Here is a 23,547-nt window from a genome sequence, read left to right on the forward strand (position 1 = left end):
CCAAAATTCTTCCACTATCGCAAGCTAAATCCTATGAGTGCATATGCATTCATACAAAAAGTGCGTTATAATTAACCTACTTACTTGCATAAAGGAGGATTTTTTTGTTACAAGTACTTTATATTTTCATTCCAATGCTTGCTGCAATATTTGTGCCATTTTTATATAAACGCATTAAAAATATTCACACAGGCTGGTTTGTTCTTGCAGTCCCTGCTACACTCGCGATTATTTACGCCTCATATATCGCAAAAGTAGCAGATGGTAAAGTTTTTCTTGAAGAGCTTCCTTGGATTCCATCGCTTGATATTTCCGTCGTTTCTTATTTAGACGGACTTAGCTTGCTGTTCTCATTACTCATTACCGGAATTGGCTCGTTAGTCGTACTTTACTCTATTTTTTACTTAGACAAACATAAAGAAAGATTACATAATTTTTATGTTTACTTATTACTATTTATGACCGCAATGCTAGGAGTAGTACAGTCAGATCATTTAATTTCTTTGTACTTCTTTTGGGAGCTAACATCCATTTCGTCATTTTTACTAATTGGCTACTGGTATTCTCGTGATGCATCTCGCTTTGGTGCACTTAAATCAATGATGATTACAGTCGGCGGCGGCTTAATGATGTTAGGAGGATTCATCCTTCTGTATTTAATGGGAGGAACGTATTCAATCCGTGAACTTATTGTCATGGCACCTAACTTAGTGCAGCATCCAATGTTCACTTGGTCACTCGTTTTAATACTTTTAGGCGCATTTACAAAATCTGCACAATTCCCATTCTACATTTGGTTACCAGATGCAATGGAAGCGCCAACACCAGTAAGTGCATACCTTCACTCCGCAACAATGGTAAAGGCAGGTATTTATTTAGTAGCACGCTTTACACCAATTTTCGCAGTTTCTGAGCTTTGGGTATGGCTCGTTACAGGCGTAGGTATTTTAACGCTATTCTGGGGTTCGTTCTTTGCTGTGAAACAAACAGATTTAAAAGGAATCCTTGCGTTCTCTACAGTGAGTCAGCTTGGCCTTATTATGTCATTGCTCGGAGCTAGTGCCTTAGCATTTCATGGCAATGGGGCAACAGATACGATTAAATTTGCTGCTTTTGCGGCGATCTTCCACCTGATCAACCATGCAACATTTAAAGGAAGCTTATTCATGATTGCAGGTATTGTCGATCATGAAACAGGTACACGTGATATTCGTAAGCTCGGTGGCTTAATGAGTATTATGCCGCTTAGCTTTACAGTCGCGGCAATCGGAAGCTTATCAATGGCCGGTCTACCGCCATTTAACGGCTTCTTAAGTAAGGAAATGTTTTTAACAGCAATGCTTGCACTGCAAAATTTTGAATTTTTCGGCTTTGATACATGGGGAGCACTCTTCCCGATTGTCGCTTGGATTGCTAGTATTTTTACATTTGTCTATAGTTTCTATTTTGTTTTCAGAACATTTACTGGTAAATATACACCAGAGAAATTACCTCACAAACCACATGAGGCACCAATTGGCATGCTGATTTCACCGATGATTTTAGCAGCATTAGTGGTAACAATCTTCTTTATTCCGAACCTAGTAGGGGATACTTTTGTAAAGCCAGCAGTACAAGCCATTCAGCCATTCTTATATGATTCACCAAAGGATATTAATATTCACGTGGCGGCTTGGCATGGTGAAATTACACCCGAATTAATCATGACATTTGGCATAGTAATTATTGGGGTTCTATTGTTTGTATCATTACCGAAATGGCAGGGTATTTATCAAAAATTCCCACGATCTTTAACATTGAATAATGCATACGACAAAATAATGCTTGGACTGGACGTAGGATTAAATCGTGTATCACGTCTATATATGACAGGCTCTATGCGTCATTACCTGCTATATATGTTTAGTAGTATTGCCGCGATTGTCATAGGTTCCTTATTTGTGAAGAAGGCCTTTACAGTCTCCTTCCAAGATACTGCACCTATTAGTCCTTACGAAATCATTTTAGTCGTAGTATTAGTCATTGGAACAGCCATTACAATTTTAGCAAAGTCACGCTTAACAGCGATTATAGGTCTTGGTGCTGTCGGCTACACAGTAGCATTGTTCTTCGTTATTTTTAATGCTCCTGATTTAGCATTGACACAACTTGTCATTGAAACGATTTCTGTTGCGCTATTTTTACTAGCGTTTTATCATCTGCCGAAGCTTGGAAAACGAGAAGAGCGCATGCGATTCCAATTAAATCGGGCAATTGTTTCCATTGCTGTCGGTGTTATGGTTACGCTTATAGCACTGTCTGCACATTCACAAAAATTGATTCCGACTATCTCGAAGTATTATGAGGAAACAGTTTATTCAAAAGCTGGCGGTGGAAACATTGTCAATGTAATTTTAGTAGACTACCGTGGCTTTGATACATTATTTGAAATTACAGTGCTAGGTATTGCTGGAATGGCCATTTTAGCAATGATCAAGCTACGCATGAATAGAAAGGAGAAATCGCATGAAAACAAATGATGTCATTATACAATTTACAACAAAAATTGTATTCTTCATTATTTTCTTCTTCTCCATTCATATTTTCCTTGCTGGTCATTACACACCTGGGGGCGGCTTTGTCGGTGGACTTTTAACATCGAGTGCTATCGTACTTTTAGTCCTTGCCTTTGATTTAAATACGGTTCGTAAAGTTTTACCAATAAATTATACGTATTTAACTGCAATTGGCTTACTTCTAGCCCTAGCAACAGCCGCTTTCCCAATGTTTGTAGGTAAACCGTTTTTCACACATTTCTTTGATTATTTCGATTTACCGCTTCTAGGCAAACAGTCATTACACACGGCTATGCTTTTTGATAGCGGTGTCTATTTGGTTGTTGTCGGCGTTACGATGACCATTATTCAAACGATTGGGGAGGATGAATAATGGAAATAATTATGGCGTTTGTCATAGGCTTTTTGTTTATGGCAGCGGTTTATTTAATCTTATCCAAAAGCTTATTGCGTATTATAATCGGGACAGGGCTTTTAAGTCATGGTGCTCACCTTCTCATTTTAACGATGGGCGGGCTTGGTGGAGAAGCACCACCTGTTTTAAAGGAAGGGGCAAAAACTTTTGCAGACCCATTACCACAAGCGCTTATTTTAACAGCGATTGTTATTAGCTTTGGGGTAACTGCTTTCTTCCTTGTACTTGCTTACCGTTCTTACCAAGAGCTCGAGACAGATGATATAAGCTTAATGAGAGGAAGTGATGAGGATGAATAACTTCCTTCTACTACCCATTATCATTCCGTTTTTCTTCGGTATAATTTTGATGTTTGGGCAAAAAAACTTAAAATACCAGCGTTCATTCGCATTACTTGGTATAGGGCTCGCACTTATATCAGCCCTTTCACTGCTTATAAAGGTGAAGAATGACGGTATACAAAAGGTGACGTTCGGGGACTGGCCTGTGCCGTATGGTATAACGATGGTTTCAGATATGGTGTCCGCACTACTTGTCACAACAACGCTTCTGATTGCCATCTTTGTTGTTTGGTATGGCTTTGGTTCCATCACAAAGGAACGCGAACGCTTCTTCTATTATCCTGGGATCATGTTTATTTTAACTGGGGTGAACGGGGCATTTACGACAGGCGATATTTTTAACCTTTTCGTATTCTTCGAGGTATTGTTAATGGCCTCTTATTTGCTCATCGTTCTTGGGGGCGAAAAAGGACAGCTCAAAGGTTCCATTAAATATATTTTAATTAATGTTATTTCTTCTGCATTGTTTGTTATAACAGTTGCCTTCCTTTACTCAGTAGTAGGCACATTAAACATGGCAGATATTGCTGTAAAAATTGCTGACATTAATCAGCCAGGTATTGTTACGGTTATAGCTGTACTATTTTTAATGGTATTTGGGTTAAAAGCGGCTATTTTCCCGTTATACTTCTGGCTTCCAACTTCATATGCGGCAGCTCCAATACCAGTACTAACGCTATTTGGTGCACTATTAACAAAGGTTGGCATTTACGCGATTACTCGAACATATACATTGTTCTTCGTTCATGATTTATCATATACGCATGATCTACTAATGGCATTAGCAGTTGCAACAATTATTGCGGGCTGTATCGGTGCTCTTGCCTATCACGATGTGAAGCTCATCATTATCTATAATATCGTCATTGCTGTAGGTGTTATTTTATTCGGTGTATCTCAAATGAATGAAATCGCCCTAAAAGGTGCCATGTTCTATTTAATTCATGACATGCTTATAAAAGCAGCGCTCTTTATGTTAATAGGTATAGTGATTTACATTACGGGCACATCTGATTTACGAAAAATGGGCGGTCTAATGAATAAATACCCTGCCCTCGGTTGGTTCTATTTAATTGCAGCATTTGGTTTAGCAGGGATTCCCCCACTTAGTGGCTTCGTCGGAAAGCTGTTAATTGCTCAGGGAGGCTTTGAAGCAGGCAGTAACTGGAGCAGTATTTTTATTTTAGCTTCGTCACTTCTCGTGTTATTGTCCGTTATTCGTATTTTCCTTTATGCCTTTTGGGGTGAGGAAAAAGAAACGACAGGTACTGTCGATAAAAAAGTCTATCATACACTATTCATGCCTACTGTTATTCTAGTGCTCATTACCGTAGCGTATGGCGTTGGTTCTGAATGGATTACACCATTTATGGACGATGCAGCAAAACTATTAAGTGATCCATCTATTTATATAGATGCTGTATTGAAGGAGGATTAGAGATATGGCATTTCAAATTATTTTAAATGTTATGCTTGCCTTCGTTTGGATGTTCCTTTCTTCTAATTACACAGCAACAGGCTTTATCATTGGGTTCATTCTCGGTATTGTATTACTCGTTATTATGCGTAGATTTTTTACAACCCGTCTTTACGTCTACCGCATATGGGCAATCATTAAATTGACTTTACTCTTTTTAAAAGAGTTAGTGTTAGCGAATATACAAGTGCTTCGAGTGGTCTTAAAGCCAAAGTTGGATATGCAGCCTGCGTTCTTCGCCTATCCTACTGTTTTAACACAAGAATGGGAAATTACATTATTATCGAGTCTCATTACGTTAACACCTGGTACTGTAGTAGTGCACGTATCAGATGATGCAAAAACTTTGTATGTACATGCTATCGACATGAGTGATGTCGATGAAGCAATTACTGCAATTCGGGATTCATTTGAGAAAGCGATTTTGGAGGTGAGTAAATCATGACAACGTTTATTATTACTGCAATTGTGGTGATTTGCTTATCGATGGTTGCAGTTATTTATCGAATGGTTAAAGGACCTTCTGCATCCGACCGTGTGGTAGCATTGGATTCATTAGGTGTATCAGTCATCTCGCTAATTGGACTGTTTTCAGTATTGGTTGAAACAAGCTTCTTCCTAGAGATTATATTATTGTTAGCGATTTTATCGTTTATCGGTACGGTTGCTTTCTCTAAATTCATAGAGAAAGGAGATATCATTAAACGTGACAATACTCGCTAATAGTTTAGTTATCTTTTTCATTTCTATCGGGGTGCTATTTATTGTCGTGACAGCCATTGGTCTTGTCCGTTTACCTGATTTGTACACACGTGCCCACGCTGCTTCTAAAAGTGCAACGCTCGGTGTTATGTGCGTACTCATTGGCGTATTCTTTCACTTCTGGCTTATTGAAGATCACTTTAATCCCCGCATTTTGCTTGGCATACTGTTCCTGTTCATCACAGGTCCTGTCGGAGGGCATATAATGACTCGCTCCTCATACATTGCTGGTGTAAAACCTTGGAAAGGTACAATTCACGACGAGCTTGGGCCTGAAATTGATCGGATGAAAAAGGAACAAGGCATTAAATAACTTTTCAAAAAAGTGGCCAACGAATAGACTTCATTGGCCACTTTTTTAATTGTTTGATAGCATAAAAAATTCTTTTTCTAAACCAATACCTTCCCAAAAATTTAGTGCTAAGTCATTTTCTAAATCTACATAAACATTTACTACTGAAGTATCATGCTCGTCATTAAACCAAATCACTAAGTCATCTACTAGACGTTTAGCAACCTTCTGTCTTCTATATACTGGTACTACATATACTTCGTCTATTTGGCCATAGTTCATATCGTAAATAAAATCCCTTTTGATCGAAGCCATTCCAAAACCAATCATTTCATTATTTTCATTCGTTGCTATATAAATGGCCCCATATTTTGATTTAATATATTGTTCTAGCTGTTCTTGAATTCCCTTCCTTTCACTCTCTCCTAATTCACAATTTGCAGTTTCTATGGCATTTTCATTCCAAAGTTCCAATATTTCATTTAATAATTTCTGGTTTATAATATCCTCGGTTAATAGTTGAATATGTATGCTCATTTCTTTCATCTCCTATAATGATTGATGATTTAATCATCTCACAACATTTGGGAACGTTCTATAAAAATGGGTAAATTTCTCAATCAAATATACCTCGGCATAATTGCGTCCGGAACCAGCTTTGTCCTTTTTAGCGGCTGTTTAAACACCGCTGAAAGCAGTTAAAAAAATCTGCTTCCTCAGGAGTAAGCAGATTCTTTATGAAAGCAAATTTATTAAATATAAACACACCACTATTACTCGTGGTTATTAAGCCTAAATATATCCTTTTGAAGTTAATATGTCTGTGAGCTGGTCTACGCATTCTTCGATAGAATTAAGTTCTGTGTCTAAAGTAATTTCTGGATTTTCCGGTTCTTCATAGGGTGCACTGATCCCAGTAAAGTTTAGAATTTCCGCATTTCGCGCTTTTTTATAAAGACCTTTTGGATCACGCTTTTCACATGTTTCAACAGAACACTTCACATAAACCTCTATAAATTCCCCAACTTCCACAAGCTGACGGACAACTTGACGATCTTCTCGGTAAGGTGAAATAAAAGCAGTTAGAACAATTTGTCCATTTTCCACAAAAAGCTTAGATACCTCTCCAATTCGTCTTATATTTTCCTTTCGACTAGCTTCATCAAATCCTAAATCCTTATTTAAGCCATGGCGAACATTATCACCATCTAAGACAAATGCTTGATTGCCACGTTCAAAGAGTCGGCGTGCAAATGCATTCGCCACCGAAGATTTTCCAGATGCTGATAAACCAGTGAACCATAAAATAAAGCTTTGATGCTTGTTTTGTGTACGGCGCTCCTCTTTCGTAATGGAAGCTTCATGCCAAACGATATTTGAACTCACTTTAAAACCTCCTTACGCATTCCTTTAATCAATACATCCACAACCTCTTTACGGCTAAATTTACTAGGAGGCACTTCGCCATTACGTAACATTTCACGAACCTTAGTACCCGATAAAATGACATGAGCAGAGCTATCATGTGGACAAGTTTTCGTTGTTGCCATTCCCTCACATTTGTTGCAATAGAAGCTATGCTCAAATTTTAATGGAATAATTCCTAATTCATCTTCCGTAAATTGTTCAAAGATTTTTTGTGCATCGTATGTGCCATAGTAATCACCAACACCTGCATGGTCACGCCCAATGATAAAGTGTGTACAGCCATAATTTTTTCGTACAAGTGCATGGAAAATAGCCTCCTTTGGTCCTGCATAACGCATGGCAGCTGGAAACACCCCTAGTTGCACACGATTTTCAGGATAATAATTTTTCAGCAAAACTTCGTAGCTCTCCATGCGAATTGCGGCTGAAACATCGTCTGATTTCGTTTCCCCAACTAGTGGATTTAAAAATAATCCATCAATTGTTTCAAGTGCAGCCTTCTGAATATATTCATGTGCTCGATGTACAGGATTCCGTGTTTGGAAGCCAACAATTGTTTTCCACCCATTTTCTTCAAAAATTTGACGTGTTTCAAACGGATCAAATGAATAGGCTGGGAACCTTTGCTCTAGTCGTTTTACTAATGTAATTTTTCCGCCCACATAAATACTTGGACGTTCATGCAACTTTTTAACACCTGGATGCTCTAAATCCTCCGTGCCGTATATTAACAATGCCTCTTTCTGCTTATTTGGCTCATAAATATCAGCAACTTCAATAACGCCATAAACAGCATCACCGTATACTAATTTAGCCTCATCACCTGGCTGCAATGTTGCCGCTACATCCTCTGCAACAGGTAATGTAATCGGAATACTCCATACCACGCCAGACGCTAAGCGTGTATGTTCAACAACTGATTCATAATCTTCCTGCGTTAAAAATCCTTCAATTGGACTGTAGCCACCAATAGCAATTAGCTCTAAATCACTTAGTGAAATGGCATCAAGTTCAATTACTTTCTTTATAGGTGTTACATCCTTCTCTAGATTAATAGCTTGCACTAATAGTCCACCATGTGGTTGTAAACTCATCAAAATATCCTCCTAATTTTATTGAATTACTTAGTTTTATATGTTTTCGGGTATTAAATTCCTTCTCCCGCATCGTATATTGAGCGCTCTTCTTCACGCATTGTTCGCATTAAGCTAATGACACCAAGCGTTCCAACAATAATACTGCCAATTAATATGATGGTATAGAAATCTTTTTCTAAGAATAGCTGTACTAAAAAATAAGAAATAGCTAAAGAAAAGATCGGTGAGACAATCCAAATACGGATTATCTTTTTCACAATATGCTTATGGAAAATTTGTTTTCCGTTATTGGCCATCCCCATTCCGATAATCGAAGAGGATGTTACTTGTGTTAATGGAACGGGAAGTCCAAAAATAGAGCTTACACCGACTAGGAGTGCACCTGTACTCGATATTAGTACCCCTTCTGCCTTCTCAAAGCGCATAATTTTTTTACCGTTTGTTTCAAGCACTCGTTTTCCAAGAAGCATTGAGCCAAGCGCCACAAATGCCCCACCAAGCAATATGCCTGTTGTTACACTCATCATCCCTGCACCTACAAGAGGTCCAACTGCATTTGCTACGTTATTCATCCCCGCTGAAAATGCTTCGAAAAATCCAGCGAACACAAGGAGAATCGTTAATATTGGATGATCTTTTAGCAAGCCCTTAACTCGTAATTTATACAGCCACTTCCCAGAGACAAATGCAATGACAAACGCTATAATTGGGATTATTACCCAAAACGATATGATAACAAGTAATGATTTAATGTATAACACTTTATAGGCAATTCCTACACCTACAACTGCTCCCACTGTCACTTCACTCGTTGATAATGGGATACCTAAAAGATTGGCGAAAAATAGTGAGCTCGTTGCAGAAATTAAAATAATAATGACAATCTTTACCGTAATGTACTCTTGCGGCATTATGCCGGAGCTGATTGTTTTTACTACCTCTCCACCTCCAAGAACTGCCCCAGAAAAAACACCCACTGAGCAAATGAGCAGTGCTTGCCAAGCCTTTTTAATGGCACCTGCACCGTAAGCAACTCCCATTGAGGCTGCCGCTCCACTAGCACCTATATTCATCGCAAAAAATAAACTAATCGCTATTGCTACATATTCAAGCATGGCAAAACTCCTTTACTCATGTAATCCACACTCAGTTTTACCAGACCCTTGCCATCTGCCTGAACGCAAATCATCCATTGTAAATGCCGGTTTTGTACAGTGCTCGCAGCCGACGCTTGGATAGCCCCTGTCATGCAATGGATTGTACGGTAAACTATGCTTTGAGACATAGCGCCAGACATCCTTCCATGTCCAATGAATGAGTGGACAAATTTTAATGGATTTAAATTTATCGTCACGATTAATAAAGTTCGTATTTTGTCGGGTTGGTGATTGTTCACGACGCAAGCCTGATATCCAAGCCTTTGCGCTCGCTAATGATTCATGCAACGGCACAATCTTGCGAATTTCGCAGCATTTGTTTGGATTAGACTTCCATAATTCATCACCGTATTCAGCAGCTTGTTGTTCGAATGTAAGTGCTGGTTTTTTCATAATAATGTTCAGCTTCGGATATTTTTCTTTTACTTTATCAATCGTTTCATATGTTTCCTTAAAATGAACATCTGTATCTAAAAAGACAACCGTAGCATCGGGCTTCACCTTTGAAATAAGGTCAATCATGACAATTCCCTCAATCCCAAAGCTACATGCATAGACGATATCTTCGCCATATTCAGCATAACTCCACTGTAAAACCTCCAGTGCTGCCTTGTAAGTTTCGTCTACCTGAAAATTCAATGTTGGCTCATGCCAAGTTGCATATGTTAACATATAATCCCCCTCATAACGAAAAAGGCGTTCCAACGAAAGACATATATAGACATGTCTTCGTTAAAACGCCTCTAGTTTGACTAGCCAGCTTATGCAATGATTGTTCACTAGTATTGGCTACCTCATTCTACAATCATTTTTCTTATTACCAAATATATACTAAAGTACACCAAGTAGTCAACTAGGCTTTTCACAAAAAATTCATTTCAATGAGCCCAAATTTTTATACTGTATTCTTGCATATGATGATAATCAAAAGAAGTACTTTTAATTCCTTGTTGACTAATAGGAAATATATGTTTAATGTATAACTAAGCTTTGAATCAAACCAATATAAAAATGCTGATCAGAGGATCTGAAGGCCATCTACTTAAGACGATTATTATTCGTTCTGGTAGATGGTCTTTTGTATTTTCTAAATCAAAAAGGAGCGAAATTTTATGAAAAAAAGGAAACATCTTTTCCAATCGTTAGTACTTATATCTGCATTAGCACTAACATTAACAGGCTGTGGTAGCAGCTCTTCTGAAAAAGATACAAGTGCTCAGGATACAAGAAAATCTGTGGAGCTACTAAATGTATCCTATGATCCAACACGTGAGCTTTACGAGGAATTCAACAAAGATTTTATAAAAAAATGGAAGGATGAAACCGGTCAAGATGTAACGATAAAACAATCACATGGGGGCTCCGGTAAACAGGGTCGAGCTGTAATTGATGGTCTTGAGGCAGATGTTGTTACACTAGCACTAGCTTACGATATTGATGAGATTGCACAAGTTCGAAGCCTATTAAATAAAGATTGGCAAACAGAATTTGAAAATAACTCTACACCTTATACATCTACTATTGTCTTTTTAGTACGCAAAGGCAATCCAAAGGGTATTAAAGACTGGGATGATTTAATAAAAGACGATGTATCTGTCATTACACCAAATCCTAAAACATCTGGTGGTGCACGGTGGAATTATTTAGCTGCTTGGGCCTATGCAGGGAAATTATATAAAAATAATGAGGCAAAAACAAAAAAATTTATGAAAGCTCTCTATAGCAATGTAGAAGTACTGGATTCTGGTGCACGCGGTGCTACAACAACATTTGTTGAACGTGAAATTGGTGACGTCCTAATTGCATGGGAAAATGAAGCATATTTATCGCTCCATGAATTGGGTGACGAGTTTGATATTATTACACCTTCTTTAAGTATTTTAGCTGAACCACCTGTGTCAATCGTCGACAAAATCGTTGATAAAAAAGGTACACGCAAAGTAGCGGAGGCTTATTTAAAGCATTTATATAGTGAGCGTGGTCAAGAAATTGCTGCAAAAAATTACTATCGACCACGAGATGAAAAAATTCTAGCAAAATATCAAGAGCAATTCCCAAAACTTGAACTCGTTTCAATCGATGATTTTGGTGGTTGGGCAGAAGCGCAAGCGACGCATTTTAAAGATGGTGGTACATTCGATGAAATTTATGTACCTCAATAAGGAGGAATGTTATGAGTAGTTTAACTGTTAATGAAAAAACACGCCGCATTATTCCAGGTTTCCACCTTTCTCTGGGCTATACGATGTTATACGTTAGCTTACTAGTCTTATTGCCGCTATCGATGATTTTTATTCATACAATGTCCTTAAGCTGGGCAGAGTTTGTTAATATTGTGACCGCTCCTCGTGCTGTCGCTTCCTATAAGGTAAGTTTCAGTACTGCACTCGCTGCTGGTTTATTAAATGTTATTTTTGGCACAATCATTGCATGGGTGCTTGTACGCTACCACTTTCCGTTTAAACGAATCATCGATGGACTTGTCGATTTACCATTTGCTTTGCCAACTGCTGTAGCAGGAATTGCCTTAACGTCACTCTATGCGCCAAACGGTTGGATTGGTCAATTTTTTAATTTTAAAATTGCCTTTACGCCACTCGGCATTATCATTGCCCTTACATTTATCGGGCTACCATTTGTCGTTCGTACTGTGCAGCCTGTCTTACAAAATATTAGTGCTGAGGTTGAGGAAGCCTCAGCAAGCCTTGGAGCAACTCGCCTACAAACCTTTCGTAAAGTGATTTTTCCAGAGCTTGCTCCTGCCATTTTAACAGGATTTTCATTAGCCTTTGCACGTGCACTAGGAGAGTATGGCTCCGTTGTTTTTATCTCCGGTAATATGCCGATGAAGACTGAAATTACACCGTTAATAATTATGACTAAGCTCGAGCAATATGACTATGCTGGTGCAACTGCTATTGCAGTGGTCATGCTGGTCACGTCCTTCATTCTATTGTTTAGCATTAATTTAATACAATGGTTGGCAAATCGTCGTTTTGTACATTAGGAGGTATTTATGGAACAATCTACATTTATTCAGCAAGTTGCTCCTGAAAAAAATAATGCAGCGACAAAGTCTGCTGCCTTACAAGAGCCACGTTTTGTCCGATATACGCTAACATTTATTGCACTAGCTTTTTTAGCATTTTTCATTGTGCTTCCACTAGTATCGATTTTTTTTACTGCCTTTCAAAAAGGAGTAGATGTATATGTAGCAGCTATCACACATCCAGATGCATTGGCAGCTATTAAGTTAACCTTAACTGTCGTCGCAATTGCCGTACCATTAAACGCAATTTTTGGAATTATGGCTGCTTGGGCTTTAACAAAGTTCAACTTTAAAGGGAAAAATCTACTTCTTACAATTGTGGATCTTCCTTTTGCAGTATCTCCCGTTATTGCTGGTTTAGTATTTATTTTGTTATTTGGCTCACAGGGATTATTTGGTGATTGGCTATTTGAACATGACATTAAAATTGTTTTTGCGCTACCTGGTATTGTCCTCGCTACTGTCTTTGTCACGTTGCCATTTGTTGCACGGGAGCTCATTCCTCTTATGCAGACACAAGGTACTTCCGAGGAGGAGGCATCCATTTCACTTGGTGCTAATGGTTTTAAAACGTTTTGGTATGTGACATTGCCGAATATCAAATGGGGCTTATTGTACGGCCTTATACTTTGTAATGCTCGGGCAATCGGTGAATTTGGGGCCGTTTCTGTTGTATCAGGGCATATTCGTGGAATGACAAATACAATGCCCCTTCATATTGAAATTTTATACAATGAGTACCAATTTGCAGCAGCCTTCGCCGTTGCTTCACTGATGAGCGTGATCGCCATTATTACACTTATCGTTAAAGATATTGTTGCTTGGAAATCAAAATCTGCTTAAAGGGGGTATTGTCAGCATGAGTATCCAAATTAAAAATGTATCCAAAAAATTCGGTTCCTTTCAAGCTTTAGAAGATGTTTCTCTTCATATTCAATCAGGAGAACTAGTTGCCCTTCTCGGCCCATCTGGTTCTGGTAAAACTTCGTTACTACGAGTTATTGCTGGGCTTGAAACATCCGATGTTGGGGAGATTTTATTTGACGGTCAATCGATGATCGATCGCCATCCAAAGGAGCGAAATGTAGGCTTTGTGTTCCAGCATTATGCACTTTTTCGCCATATGACCGTTTTTGATAATGTCGCTTACGGTCTTAAAGTACGTCCTCGTAAAACAAGACCATCTAAATTAGAAATAAAGAACAAAGTGATGGAACTTCTAAGACTCGTAAAACTGGAAAATTTCGCCGATCGCTATCCAACACAACTTTCAGGTGGGCAACGTCAGCGAGTTGCACTTGCTAGAGCTCTCGCCGTGGAACCCAAGGTGCTCTTATTAGATGAACCTTTTGGAGCACTGGATGCTAAAGTGCGCAAGGAATTGCGTCGTTGGCTTCGAAAGCTTCACGATGATTTTCATATTACAAGTATTTTTGTCACACACGATCAGGAAGAGGCACTCGATGTTGCAGACCGAATTGTCGTGATGAACAACGGCAAGATAGAGCAAATTGGTAGCCCAGACGACGTATACACAAATCCAAAAAGCCCTTTTGTTTATGATTTTTTAGGTAATGTGAATCTCTTTAAAGGACGATTACATAATGGTAAGCTCCTGCATGGTGAATTTGCGATTGATGTACCTGACGCACAGGTATACACAGAGGATCATGCAGTAGGATATGTACGTCCCCATGATATTCAAATTGAGAAAACAAATATATCTGGTACTGTCCCCGTCAAAGTAAGCCATATTCATTTGCTCGGACCTATCGTACAGGTTGAGCTACGTCGTGAAGATATAGATGAATTTTTAGAGGCAGAACTGACTAAAGAACAATTTACTAATCTTCAACTTATGGTTGGTGACCATGTATTTGTCAAACCAAAGCAATTAAAAGTCTTTATCCCCGAAGACTTTTCCATTTAAAAAAGACGTGTAGCAAATATCTTGCTACACGTCTCTTAGTGTTGGTGTCATATTGCAACATAAGCCCTGTAGCAGAGAAAATTTGCTACAGGGCTATTATTTTATTTATGATGAAAATCTCGTCCGTCGTACACAGCTGTTACATAACCTGCACGAATAACAAAATCCCCGAAATGCTCGCCATCTAGACGTTCCTTCGCATAGTGGAGCAGTATTGGACGAAGCTCCGCTAATATCTCCTCCTCACCTATATTTTCACGATATATTTTATTGAGACGATCACCAGTAAAACTTGCTCCTAAATACATATTATATTTCCCTGGACCTTTACCGATAAACCCAATCTCAGCCATTGCTGCACGCGAGCAACCATTCGGACAGCCTGACATGCGAATAACGATTTCTGTATCGTTTAAGCCTGCTTCTTCAATAATGGTTTCTATTCTTGTAATTAGAGAAGGCAGGTAACGCTCGGCTTCTGCCATAGCTAAACCACATGTTGGTAATGATACGCAAGCAATCGAATTTCGGCGCAATGCAGAATAATGCGCTCCATCTGTAAGGTTATATTGCTCAATGATAGCAGCAATTTTTTTCTTCTTTTGCGGCGTTACATTGCTAATCATTAAATTTTGGTTTGGCGTTAAACGGAAATCACCTGTATGCACTTTCGCAATTTCACGTAATCCTGTTAAAAGCTCATAATTTTCAAAGTCCTTAATACGTCCATTTTGAATAAATAATGTATAATGCCATTGACCTTCTGCCCCTTTAATCCAACCAAACTCATCACCTGTGCGATTAAAAGTAAATGGACGGGCCTCTTGGATAGTCCAACCTAGACGACGTGTTAGTTCTTCGTTAAACCACTCAAGTCCTCTGGCATCAATTGTATATTTAAAACGTGCATTTTTACGAACCGAACGATTCCCATAATCGCGCTGAATCGTAATAATTTTCTCCGCTGTTTCCAGTAGTTTATCAGGTGTGATAAAGCCAATTACTCGAGCAAGCTGCGGGTATGTTTCATGATCGCCATGTGTCATACCCATTCCTCCACCAACGGCTAAGTTAAAGCCTACTAACCTACCCTCCTCTACAATTGCAATCAGCCCTATATCTTGTGAAAATACGTCCACATCATTACTTGGCGGAATCGCAATACCAATTTTAAATTTCCGTGGCAAATATTGCGCACCATATATAGGTTCAACTTCTTCATCCTGACTATCAACTACCTTTTCACCATCTAGCCATAGTTCATGGTAAGCTCGTGTTCTAGGTAATAAATGCTCACTTAATTTGGCAGACCAATTATAGATTTCCTCATGTAATGCGGATTGATTTGGATTCACATTACACATCACATTACGGTTGACATCTCCACAAGCTGCAAGAGAATCTAATAACACCTCATTGATTTCCTGCATATATTTTTTAACATTCCATTTTAATATGCCATGCACTTGGAATGCCTGACGTGTCGTTAATTTTAAGGAGCCATTACCATACTTTCTCGCCATTTCATCCATTACTAGCCATTGTGCTGAAGTTGCTGCTCCGCCCGGTGTACGTACACGCACCATAAATTGATAGGCAGGCTCAAGCTTTTGACGCTGGCGTTCATTCCGAAGATCACGGTCGTCTTGTAAGTAACTACCATGGAATTTCATTAGACGGTTATCATCCTCTGGGATACCTGAACTTAATGGATTGTTCATCGTACGCTCTAATGTTCCGCGTAGATAATTACTATCGCTTTTAATACGCTCTACATCACTAGGCTTCCCCTGTTGTGGAGGTAAAATAATTTTCCCTGTCATTTGTTATCGCTCCTTTAATCAAATATTCCTTGGCAGAATTGTAGCTGTCGCTACAGAAAGCATTGCCGAAGGAAGTTAATAAACGTCACGTTGATAGCGTTTCTGCTGTTTTAGTTCATTAACAAAGGCTTTAGCTTCCTCTGGCGTTTTTTGTCCCTGTTGTTCAATAACGCGACGGATTGTTGCATCAACATCAGCCGCCATCGACTCTTTATCGCCACAGATGTAAATGACAGCTCCTTGCTCTAGCCATTCATAAAAAGCAACAGCATTTTCCTCAATTTTATGTTGAACATATATTTTTCTATCAGTATCACGTGAGAAAGCGACATGCAATTGACTTAGTGTGCCTGAAGAAAGCCAACGTTGCCAATCTGTTTGATAAAGAAAGTCTGTGACAAAGTGTTGATCACCAAAGATTAGCCAAGCTTTCCCTCCGATTCCTAATTCCTCACGCTCCTCTAAAAATGCACGGTACGGAGCAACACCTGTTCCAGCACCAATCATAATAATCGGTGTATCCTCATGCTCTGGTAGTCTAAAGTTCGGATTTTTTTGAATATATACCGGTAATGTGTCTCCAATTTGAATACGCTCTGCTACGCTTCCGGAGCAAACGCCAAGACGTTGACGTCCCTTCGTCTCATAGCTTACTTTCCCAATTGTTAAATGTACCTCTTCACTATTTGCTTTTTGACTACTAGCAATGGAATATAGGCGTGCTGGAATTTTACGTAGTAAATCTACAAATTTCTGCGCATCCCATATAAATGGTGCAAAGTCCTCCACAACGTCAAGCAAATCTCTCCCTTTTGCATAGTCCCTCCAAGAATTAGAGTCATCTAATAGCTTTGTAAATTCCTGATGGACCGTATAGGCACCAATTTTTTGTAACAATGGCTTAGATAACACTGTAATTTCTAGTTTTTTTTGCAATACATCCTTTAATGGCTGTGTTTCTTCAAAGACGTTTACTACAGTTTGTGGATCAAACTGTAACGCTGTGATTAAAGCATCAACTAGCTTTTCATCATTTTCCGGTTGAATACCGATACTATCTCCTGGTTCAAAATAAAAATTTGCACCTTCGATGGATAATTCAATATGACGTGTTTCTTTATTTGATCCGCGACCGTTTAAATTAATGTTTTCAAGTACTTCTGCATAAAACGGATTTTTTCGAGAATATGTAGTGTCTCCTTGCGCTGTTTTATTTTGTGTAGTCGTTATATCAGCTACATCTGTCTGTTGAAGCAACTTCTGCTGAACAGCTGAGAACCATTGTGCTGCAGTGTCATCATAATCTACATCACAATCTGTGCGAGGTACGATTTGACTTGCCCCTAATTTTGCAAACTGCTCATCAAAATCCTTTCCTGTTTTACAGAAAAATTCATAGGAGCTATCTCCTAAGGCTAGCACCGAATAATGAAGTTGCTCTAACTTTGGAGCTCGCTTGCTATGCAAAAATTCGTAGAACTGTATCGCTTGATCAGGTGGATCCCCTTCCCCATGGGTACTAACAATAAGTAAAAGATTTGTCACCTTTTTTAAATTATTTGGTTTAAACGTTGCTAACGACGAAATCGTTACGTCCACATCATTGTCTTTCAAGGCTGAGGCATATTTTTCAGCTAACCCCTGGCTATTACCTGTTTGTGAACCATATAAAATCGTTACTGTTTTGGCGATTATTTTTACTATCGGTGTTACTTCCTCAACAACTGGATTACTAGTTGCTAGTGGTGCACTTAAAAAACCGTTTAACCAAATCCTCTGTTCTCCTGTTAGTTGAGGGAGCAGCTCATTTAACAGCTTTACCTGCTCCTCATTAAATGGACTGTTTACTACTTGTAGTTTCAACCTTGCCACCTCACGTATTCGTATCATTTTCTTCTATTGATAATTTATCTGACAAAACGTTTGCTGAAAAAAGATCCATTATGCCTCGGTATAATTGCCGCTGACGCTAAGCTTTCGCGCAGATAAACAATGTGTCTGGAATCGGCTTTGTGCTTAAGCCTGCAAATGTTTTTAGTGCGAAAGCGCAGTGCTAACGTAGCGTCAGCAACACGTTTTTGTCTGTGCGAAAGCGAAGCGTCAGCAACAACACTAGGGCCGACACGATGTCGGTCACTCAGTCGTTGCCACAGGAAGTGGCGTTCGTAGACTGAGTTCCTCTGTTCAGCGGATGTTTGGACACCTGCTGAAAGAAATTAAAAATTATCGAAGTCGTATTTTTTCTTTCTTTTCTATTTGGACCACATAGGAATTTTGCACAATCAATGTAATCGATCCGTGGTTCACAGTATTTAAAATTTGGCGGACATTATCTAATGCAAGATTTACATTTTCAGTCCTTTTATCTACCATTACAAAACACCTTCCTTAGTAAGTTTTAATAATTGATAAATACGTTCCACTAAAACTTTCCTTACATTGTCGTCATAGCCTAAACTTTCACATAAAATAACATTCTTATTCCCATAATCTTGTAATCGCCTTGTTATGCTTTGGCGCAAAATCCCGGTAAACAACAAATACGGCACTATAAATACTTGATTGCCCCTTTTCTGCTCTTGTTGTAACCAATCTTCGAACGTAGGGCCCATGCCATAAAGAAAGCACGTGTCTACAGCTTCATAAGCGTATTTATCACGTAATCTTGTTGCAATTTTGGCTAAATCACTCTTTACTGCAGGATCACTACTCCCACGACCTATAAGTAAGACACTTGCACTGTTAGGCGGGCACCTTGCTTCTAAAATTCTAGTCTGTAATGTATCAATTAATAATTCATGGACCCCAAGTGGTTCACCGTATGTAAATCGCACTTGTGGATGCTCTTCTTTTGCTTTATCAATCTCACTTGGAATATCGTGCTTTGCATGCTGAGCGGCAAGCAATAAAATAGGCACGATCGCTATAGCTGTAGCGCCCTGGTTAATACAACTTGCAATCCCTTCAGCAATTGTCGGAGTTGCAAGTTCTAAAAAACTAATTTCTTGAATCGGTATTTCAATCTCTTGTTGTACGCTCTTCAGAAAGGTAACGGCTTGCTCCACTCCCGCCTTTACTCTACTTCCATGAGCGATATATAAAATGGCTTGCATAAACCCACATCCTTACACAGAAACTTCTGCTAACTGTGGCTGCGGAATGTTTTGTTCAAACCATTGAAGTGTTTCCCTCAAAGTAACAACTTTTCCTACTACAATTATGCTTGGATTTTGAATATTTTCTCGCTGAACTAGTTCTTCAATATTAGATAAAGTCCCTGTGACTGTTTTTTGTTGAGAAAATGTACCCCAATGGATGAGCGCTATTGGTGTTTCCTTATCTCGCCCATACTTGAGCAGCTGCTGACGGATATAGGGAAGGTTACCGACCCCCATATAAATAGCAATCGTATCAATCCCTTTTACAAGACTTTCCCATTGGATTCCATCATCTTTGCCCTCTCTCATATGCCCAGTGACCATAGCAAAACTTGAGCCTAGGTCACGATGTGTAACAGGAATTCCCGCATATGCCGGTGCTGCTATCCCTGAAGTGATACCAGGCACTATTTCAAATGGAATATTATGCTGTGCTAGTACCTCTGCTTCCTCAGCTCCCCTTCCAAAAACGAATGGATCTCCTCCCTTTAATCTCGTTACAATCAATCCTTGCTGTGCATAGCTGACAAGTGCTTGATTAATTTGCTCTTGAATCATGGCGTGCTGCTGAGGTAGCTTACCGCAAAAGATAAGCTTAGCTTCTCGTTTAGCATAGGATAGTAGAGTCTTATTAATGAGTCTGTCATATAGGATGACATCAGCACATTCGATACACCTTAATCCTTTTACTGTGATAAGATCAACATCGCCAGGTCCAGCACCCACTATAAAAACTTTTCCCATTTGATTTCACTCCCTTTCGTCTTTTCTTAGAGATAAAAAAAGACTCAAATTATCCATGGGCAGAGCAATGCCTGTGAATAATAAGAGCCTCTAGTTTGCTAGTCAGCTACGTATTTAATTCTTACTAATACAATAAGAATAATAAATAATTTAGTATATTCTGTCAACACTTTATTTAATACCTAGAATATGATATTTATTTAACTTGTTAAAAAAAACCAGATGTCGCTTGCTGACATCTGGTTTTTTAAGATTTATTTTATTTGAATTAATATCTACGATGCCCTCCAAACGGTGGACCTGGTCGGAAAAATGGTGGACCTGGTCGGTAAAACGGTGGAAATGGGCGATAGAACGGCGAAAAAAATGGAGATGGGCCAAACTGTGATCCAAGAAAACTTCCTAAAAATCCTCCCAAAAACGGCCCGCCGATTGGCCAAAAGCCTCCTCCTGGATAACCTCCGAAGAATGTCATAAGCTTCCTCCCTTTTTTACTCTATCGTATGTAGGGAGATGCATATATCACACGTCCATCGCCTATTCTATTTTTCTTCTCCTAAACGTTGCACAAAGTTTGCTAGTGTACGGACCATTACACCTGTACCACCTTTTGGACCTAAGTCATGTACAGCCATCGCATCTGACGTTCCTGCAATATCTAAATGAATCCATGGTGTATCACCAACAAACTCACCAACAAAGCCTCCGCCAAAAATCATGTGACCATCACGACCAGGAGAATTATTCAAATCAGCGACGTCTGATTTACGAATTCGTTTCTTGTCATTTTCTGTTAAAGGCATACGCCACACAAATTCATCCGTCTCCTGTGCAGCTTCCATGAAAGCAGCAAAGAATTCATCGTCATTAGAAAGTGCACCTGTTTTATCCATACCAAGTGCAGTAATCACTCCACCTGTTAACGTTGCAACATCAATCAGGGAAGTAGCTCCTTGTTGTTTAGCATATGTAGTAGCGTCTGCCAATACTAAGCGTCCTTCCGCATCGGTATTTAACACTTCGACCGTCTTACCACTATATGTCGTGATGACATCATCTGGCTTAAATGCTGTTTCAGATACCATATTATCGGTAGAGCCAATAACAGCTAAGACATTTTTGTTAGGTCGTAATTCACCAATAATTTTCATGGCACCTAGCACAGCTGCAGCGCCACCCATATCGCCCTTCATGCCTACCATTGAATCTTTTGGCTTTAAGGAATAGCCACCTGTATCATACGTAACCCCTTTGCCGACAAGACCAATTGGATCATCAAAATCTTCAGTCGCTTTATATTTTAATGTTATTAAACGAGGTTCTTCATGGGAGCCTTGATTGACACATAAAATACCGCCCATTCCAAGCTCCTCTAATTGTGCTTTATCTAAAATTTCCACTTCAAAATTATACTCGACTGCAAGGGACTCTGCGTAATTTGCTAAGTCTGTCGCTGTCAGTAAGTTTGGTGGACAATTAATTAAGCTACGTGCTTCATTTACAGCATTTGCATAAATAGCGCCAACCTCAAAGCTTGCCACCACTTCATCTAAATCATTAGCAGACGTTACAAGATGAACCGCGTCAATACGTTTATCTACTTCATTTGATGTTGTTTTATAATGAGGAATTGCATAATAACCTAGACCAGTTCCTTCACCAGCTAAAAATGCAACATCTGTTACAGTAATCGATTCTGTCGTAAACGACTCAAGCCAAATGGAATATTCTTTAACCTTTAAGGCCCTTAGTTCCTTGCCAAGCAACCCAAATGCTGCACGAATATCGCCTTCTGTTAGGTCTTTACGGTCATCTAAACCAACAAATAAAATGCGTTTAAGATTTACGTGGCTCTTCAAGAATGGCAATTTCGTCATTTTTTTAAACGCAGTAGATACATCTCCTGCACTAATCCACGCATCAATGGATTCTCCATAAAATGAAGAAAAGCTTGCCCATTCCTGCATTTGTTCACGATGTTTAGGGACACCTACTACTAACACTTCAGTAGAAATCGTTTCAAATGTTTTTGCTTCTTTTACAATATGCATGTACATTCCTCCATTCAGTATTCTATTATACCTAAATTTCAGAAAACGCGTAATATTTGGCTTTTAGAAAATAATGAATGTTATAATAAAAGCAATTATAAGTGAAGGTTGTGATGATCATGAGTTTACTTCAAAATACCCCTTTACTCGTTGCCCTTTTTGCTGTTCTCTTCGCACAGTTTGTAAAAATCCCTATTCATTTTTTAATGACTCGAAAGATTGACTGGGGATTATTTACTTCCACCGGGGGTATGCCCAGTTCACACTCCGCTTCCGTAACAGGACTAACAACCTCTATAGCCTATGAAACAGGATTAGATTCCCCAATTTTTGCCGTAGCCGCTATGTTTTCATTTATCGTCATGTATGATGCAAGTGGAGTACGTTTCCAGGCAGGTCAACATGCAGCAGTATTAAATCAACTACGAAAGGACTTTGAAACACTGCTTCATGATTTAAAAAAATGGCCGCAAATGGATGGCCAAGAAAAAATGGAGGAGCTAAAAACATTACTAGGTCATAAACGGAGCGAGGTATTTTTTGGAGCATTGACTGGAATCTTTATCGCCATCATCACATACCAGTTTATTTTGTAAAAATAGACACATCCTCATGCCGAGGCTGTGTTTTTTTATTTATCGGAACATTTTTGTGATTTATCGGAAACATTTCACGATTTATCGGAAACATTTCACGATTTATCGGAAGCTGTTCACGATTTATCGGAAAAATTCAATAAAAAAATCAGCAGATGCTTGGACATCTGCTGAAATAAGATCAATTATGCCTCGGCAAAATTGCGTCCGGAATCGGCTTTGTGCTAGCACAAAGCACTCCTTTTCGAATCCATGACATCCGCCGGAGGCTTAATTTCTTTCAGCGGATGTTTACCCGCTGAAAGAAATTAAAACATTCGATAACCGCTTTTACGTAAATAAATCATGACAATTCCCGCTACAATTGAACCAGCAAAGCCACCCGATAAAATGGACACATCAACAAGGTGCAATGCTTGTAACTTATCTAAAAGTGCTGGAAATGCAGAACCTGGCTTGAAAATATAATCTAAAAAGCTTACATCATCGACAATAAAAATAACAACAATTGGATACACGATTGCCATTAACCATGTCATTCGCAGAAGCATATTCAATAAAAATCCAATACCAAAGAACATAACGAAAAATAACAAAATTGAAATGATTAACTGTACTAATGAAACTGGACCATCCATGTATGTATAACCTCCGTTTTCCTCTCATAAGTTT

25 protein-coding genes are annotated in these 23,547 nt (G+C 38.9%); 12 read left to right on the plus strand and 13 right to left on the minus strand.

The features are described 5' to 3' along the window. Positions 1-104 precede the first annotated feature (104 nt). From AC3WSK_RS21490 to mnhG, 7 genes are read left to right on the plus strand one after another with little or no spacing between them, the layout of a single operon-like run. Complete coding sequence (locus tag AC3WSK_RS21490; RefSeq protein WP_079561535.1) at positions 105-2,519, plus strand: Na+/H+ antiporter subunit A; 2,415 nt, start codon at positions 105-107, stop codon at positions 2,517-2,519. Next, positions 2,506-2,928: a Na(+)/H(+) antiporter subunit B gene (locus AC3WSK_RS21495; RefSeq protein ID WP_049669152.1), complete on the plus strand. Its 423-nt coding sequence runs from the start codon at positions 2,506-2,508 to the stop codon at positions 2,926-2,928. Before AC3WSK_RS21490 ends, AC3WSK_RS21495 begins: the two co-directional genes overlap by 14 nt. Next, on the plus strand, positions 2,928-3,269 hold the full coding sequence (locus AC3WSK_RS21500) for a Na(+)/H(+) antiporter subunit C (protein WP_053593262.1): 342 nt from the start codon (positions 2,928-2,930) through the stop codon (positions 3,267-3,269). The genes AC3WSK_RS21495 and AC3WSK_RS21500 overlap by 1 nt, the downstream gene beginning before the upstream one ends. After that, the gene (locus tag AC3WSK_RS21505) at positions 3,262-4,749 is read left to right on the plus strand and encodes a Na+/H+ antiporter subunit D (RefSeq protein ID WP_079561534.1); all 1,488 of its coding nucleotides are present in this window, start codon (positions 3,262-3,264) and stop codon (positions 4,747-4,749) included. Before AC3WSK_RS21500 ends, AC3WSK_RS21505 begins: the two co-directional genes overlap by 8 nt. 4 nt (positions 4,750-4,753) lie before the next feature. Beyond that, entirely contained in the window at positions 4,754-5,233 is a 480-nt protein-coding gene (locus tag AC3WSK_RS21510) for a Na+/H+ antiporter subunit E (protein WP_079561533.1), read from the plus strand. Next, the gene (locus AC3WSK_RS21515; protein WP_079561532.1) at positions 5,230-5,511 is read left to right on the plus strand and encodes a Na(+)/H(+) antiporter subunit F1; all 282 of its coding nucleotides are present in this window, start codon (positions 5,230-5,232) and stop codon (positions 5,509-5,511) included. The genes AC3WSK_RS21510 and AC3WSK_RS21515 overlap by 4 nt, the downstream gene beginning before the upstream one ends. Then, positions 5,495-5,863, plus strand: a complete 369-nt coding sequence (gene mnhG / locus AC3WSK_RS21520) for a monovalent cation/H(+) antiporter subunit G (RefSeq protein ID WP_079561531.1) — start codon at positions 5,495-5,497, stop codon at positions 5,861-5,863. Before AC3WSK_RS21515 ends, mnhG begins: the two co-directional genes overlap by 17 nt. 45 nt (positions 5,864-5,908) lie before the next feature. Here mnhG and AC3WSK_RS21525 read toward each other — a convergent pair whose 3' ends face one another. The 5 genes from AC3WSK_RS21525 to AC3WSK_RS21545 all read right to left on the minus strand — a co-directional run bounded on the left by AC3WSK_RS21525 (position 5,909) and on the right by AC3WSK_RS21545 (position 10,196). Next, entirely contained in the window at positions 5,909-6,379 is a 471-nt protein-coding gene (locus tag AC3WSK_RS21525; protein WP_079561530.1) for a GNAT family N-acetyltransferase, read from the minus strand. A 255-nt stretch (positions 6,380-6,634) separates the two neighbouring features. Continuing rightward, positions 6,635-7,228 carry an adenylyl-sulfate kinase gene (gene cysC / locus AC3WSK_RS21530; RefSeq protein ID WP_079561529.1) on the minus strand — a complete coding sequence of 198 codons (594 nt, stop codon included), beginning with the start codon at positions 7,226-7,228 and terminating at the stop codon, positions 6,635-6,637. Further along, entirely contained in the window at positions 7,225-8,364 is a 1,140-nt protein-coding gene (sat, locus tag AC3WSK_RS21535) for a sulfate adenylyltransferase (RefSeq protein WP_492412309.1), read from the minus strand. Before sat ends, cysC begins: the two co-directional genes overlap by 4 nt. A gap of 53 nt (positions 8,365-8,417) precedes the next feature. Next, on the minus strand, positions 8,418-9,482 hold the full coding sequence (cysP, locus tag AC3WSK_RS21540; protein ID WP_492412311.1) for a sulfate permease: 1,065 nt from the start codon (positions 9,480-9,482) through the stop codon (positions 8,418-8,420). Positions 9,483-9,494: 12 nt separating this feature from the next. Next, positions 9,495-10,196, minus strand: a complete 702-nt coding sequence (locus AC3WSK_RS21545; RefSeq protein WP_492412313.1) for a phosphoadenylyl-sulfate reductase — start codon at positions 10,194-10,196, stop codon at positions 9,495-9,497. 440 nt (positions 10,197-10,636) lie between these two features. Between AC3WSK_RS21545 and AC3WSK_RS21550 the strand changes: the two genes are divergently transcribed. From AC3WSK_RS21550 to AC3WSK_RS21565, 4 genes are read left to right on the plus strand one after another with little or no spacing between them, the layout of a single operon-like run. Beyond that, entirely contained in the window at positions 10,637-11,686 is a 1,050-nt protein-coding gene (locus tag AC3WSK_RS21550) for a sulfate ABC transporter substrate-binding protein (RefSeq protein ID WP_492412315.1), read from the plus strand. 11 nt (positions 11,687-11,697) lie between these two features. After that, positions 11,698-12,531 (plus strand): sulfate ABC transporter permease subunit CysT, encoded by an 834-nt coding sequence (cysT, locus tag AC3WSK_RS21555; RefSeq protein ID WP_427484727.1) that lies wholly within the window; start codon positions 11,698-11,700, stop codon positions 12,529-12,531. Positions 12,532-12,540: 9 nt separating this feature from the next. Next, positions 12,541-13,416 carry a sulfate ABC transporter permease subunit CysW gene (cysW, locus tag AC3WSK_RS21560; protein WP_427484728.1) on the plus strand — a complete coding sequence of 292 codons (876 nt, stop codon included), beginning with the start codon at positions 12,541-12,543 and terminating at the stop codon, positions 13,414-13,416. A gap of 16 nt (positions 13,417-13,432) precedes the next feature. Continuing rightward, entirely contained in the window at positions 13,433-14,503 is a 1,071-nt protein-coding gene (locus AC3WSK_RS21565) for a sulfate/molybdate ABC transporter ATP-binding protein (RefSeq protein WP_079561522.1), read from the plus strand. Positions 14,504-14,604: 101 nt separating this feature from the next. Here the strand turns inward: AC3WSK_RS21565 and cysI are convergent, their stop codons facing one another. The 7 genes from cysI to AC3WSK_RS21600 all read right to left on the minus strand — a co-directional run bounded on the left by cysI (position 14,605) and on the right by AC3WSK_RS21600 (position 22,279). Further along, on the minus strand, positions 14,605-16,326 hold the full coding sequence (gene cysI, locus AC3WSK_RS21570) for an assimilatory sulfite reductase (NADPH) hemoprotein subunit (RefSeq protein ID WP_079561521.1): 1,722 nt from the start codon (positions 16,324-16,326) through the stop codon (positions 14,605-14,607). Positions 16,327-16,401: 75 nt separating this feature from the next. Further along, positions 16,402-18,189: an assimilatory sulfite reductase (NADPH) flavoprotein subunit gene (locus AC3WSK_RS21575; RefSeq protein WP_427484752.1), complete on the minus strand. Its 1,788-nt coding sequence runs from the start codon at positions 18,187-18,189 to the stop codon at positions 16,402-16,404. 360 nt (positions 18,190-18,549) lie between these two features. Continuing rightward, positions 18,550-18,699, minus strand: coding sequence for a YezD family protein (locus tag AC3WSK_RS21580; RefSeq protein ID WP_079561519.1), 150 nt, complete (start codon positions 18,697-18,699; stop codon positions 18,550-18,552). Next, positions 18,699-19,439, minus strand: coding sequence for a sirohydrochlorin chelatase (locus AC3WSK_RS21585; protein ID WP_427484730.1), 741 nt, complete (start codon positions 19,437-19,439; stop codon positions 18,699-18,701). The genes AC3WSK_RS21580 and AC3WSK_RS21585 overlap by 1 nt, the downstream gene beginning before the upstream one ends. Positions 19,440-19,451: 12 nt before the next feature. After that, positions 19,452-20,228 carry a uroporphyrinogen-III C-methyltransferase gene (gene cobA / locus AC3WSK_RS21590; protein ID WP_079561517.1) on the minus strand — a complete coding sequence of 259 codons (777 nt, stop codon included), beginning with the start codon at positions 20,226-20,228 and terminating at the stop codon, positions 19,452-19,454. A gap of 268 nt (positions 20,229-20,496) precedes the next feature. After that, complete coding sequence (locus AC3WSK_RS21595; RefSeq protein ID WP_079561516.1) at positions 20,497-20,703, minus strand: hypothetical protein; 207 nt, start codon at positions 20,701-20,703, stop codon at positions 20,497-20,499. 67 nt (positions 20,704-20,770) lie between these two features. Continuing rightward, complete coding sequence (locus AC3WSK_RS21600; protein ID WP_427484731.1) at positions 20,771-22,279, minus strand: leucyl aminopeptidase; 1,509 nt, start codon at positions 22,277-22,279, stop codon at positions 20,771-20,773. A gap of 113 nt (positions 22,280-22,392) precedes the next feature. Between AC3WSK_RS21600 and AC3WSK_RS21605 the strand changes: the two genes are divergently transcribed. Continuing rightward, positions 22,393-22,875, plus strand: coding sequence for a divergent PAP2 family protein (locus AC3WSK_RS21605; RefSeq protein ID WP_323648097.1), 483 nt, complete (start codon positions 22,393-22,395; stop codon positions 22,873-22,875). A gap of 308 nt (positions 22,876-23,183) precedes the next feature. On the opposite strand, the gene AC3WSK_RS21610 is transcribed toward AC3WSK_RS21605, so the two are convergent. Next, complete coding sequence (locus AC3WSK_RS21610; protein ID WP_079561513.1) at positions 23,184-23,513, minus strand: YuiB family protein; 330 nt, start codon at positions 23,511-23,513, stop codon at positions 23,184-23,186. Between the last annotated feature and the right edge of the window lie 34 nt (positions 23,514-23,547).

It is taken from the genome of Lysinibacillus sp. EB271-A1-10B (assembly GCF_058791335.1).

What these genes read in the sequence shown, in the direction of transcription:
- AC3WSK_RS21495 (WP_049669152.1), top strand. Translation starts at nt 2,506, where the DNA reads ATGAAAACAAATGATGTCATTATACAATTTACAACAAAAATTGTATTC.
- AC3WSK_RS21500 (WP_053593262.1), top strand. Translation starts at nt 2,928, where the DNA reads ATGGAAATAATTATGGCGTTTGTCATAGGCTTTTTGTTTATGGCAGCG.
- AC3WSK_RS21505 (WP_079561534.1), top strand. Translation starts at nt 3,262, where the DNA reads ATGAATAACTTCCTTCTACTACCCATTATCATTCCGTTTTTCTTCGGT.
- AC3WSK_RS21510 (WP_079561533.1), top strand. Translation starts at nt 4,754, where the DNA reads ATGGCATTTCAAATTATTTTAAATGTTATGCTTGCCTTCGTTTGGATG.
- AC3WSK_RS21515 (WP_079561532.1), top strand. Translation starts at nt 5,230, where the DNA reads ATGACAACGTTTATTATTACTGCAATTGTGGTGATTTGCTTATCGATG.
- AC3WSK_RS21525 (WP_079561530.1), bottom strand. Translation starts at nt 6,379, where the DNA reads ATGAGCATACATATTCAACTATTAACCGAGGATATTATAAACCAGAAA.
- sat (WP_492412309.1), bottom strand. Translation starts at nt 8,364, where the DNA reads ATGAGTTTACAACCACATGGTGGACTATTAGTGCAAGCTATTAATCTA.
- cysP (WP_492412311.1), bottom strand. Translation starts at nt 9,482, where the DNA reads ATGCTTGAATATGTAGCAATAGCGATTAGTTTATTTTTTGCGATGAAT.
- AC3WSK_RS21545 (WP_492412313.1), bottom strand. Translation starts at nt 10,196, where the DNA reads ATGTTAACATATGCAACTTGGCATGAGCCAACATTGAATTTTCAGGTA.
- AC3WSK_RS21550 (WP_492412315.1), top strand. Translation starts at nt 10,637, where the DNA reads ATGAAAAAAAGGAAACATCTTTTCCAATCGTTAGTACTTATATCTGCA.
- cysT (WP_427484727.1), top strand. Translation starts at nt 11,698, where the DNA reads ATGAGTAGTTTAACTGTTAATGAAAAAACACGCCGCATTATTCCAGGT.
- cysW (WP_427484728.1), top strand. Translation starts at nt 12,541, where the DNA reads ATGGAACAATCTACATTTATTCAGCAAGTTGCTCCTGAAAAAAATAAT.
- AC3WSK_RS21565 (WP_079561522.1), top strand. Translation starts at nt 13,433, where the DNA reads ATGAGTATCCAAATTAAAAATGTATCCAAAAAATTCGGTTCCTTTCAA.
- cysI (WP_079561521.1), bottom strand. Translation starts at nt 16,326, where the DNA reads ATGACAGGGAAAATTATTTTACCTCCACAACAGGGGAAGCCTAGTGAT.
- AC3WSK_RS21580 (WP_079561519.1), bottom strand. Translation starts at nt 18,699, where the DNA reads ATGGTAGATAAAAGGACTGAAAATGTAAATCTTGCATTAGATAATGTC.
- AC3WSK_RS21585 (WP_427484730.1), bottom strand. Translation starts at nt 19,439, where the DNA reads ATGCAAGCCATTTTATATATCGCTCATGGAAGTAGAGTAAAGGCGGGA.
- cobA (WP_079561517.1), bottom strand. Translation starts at nt 20,228, where the DNA reads ATGGGAAAAGTTTTTATAGTGGGTGCTGGACCTGGCGATGTTGATCTT.
- AC3WSK_RS21595 (WP_079561516.1), bottom strand. Translation starts at nt 20,703, where the DNA reads ATGACATTCTTCGGAGGTTATCCAGGAGGAGGCTTTTGGCCAATCGGC.
- AC3WSK_RS21600 (WP_427484731.1), bottom strand. Translation starts at nt 22,279, where the DNA reads ATGCATATTGTAAAAGAAGCAAAAACATTTGAAACGATTTCTACTGAA.
- AC3WSK_RS21605 (WP_323648097.1), top strand. Translation starts at nt 22,393, where the DNA reads ATGATCATGAGTTTACTTCAAAATACCCCTTTACTCGTTGCCCTTTTT.
- AC3WSK_RS21610 (WP_079561513.1), bottom strand. Translation starts at nt 23,513, where the DNA reads ATGGATGGTCCAGTTTCATTAGTACAGTTAATCATTTCAATTTTGTTA.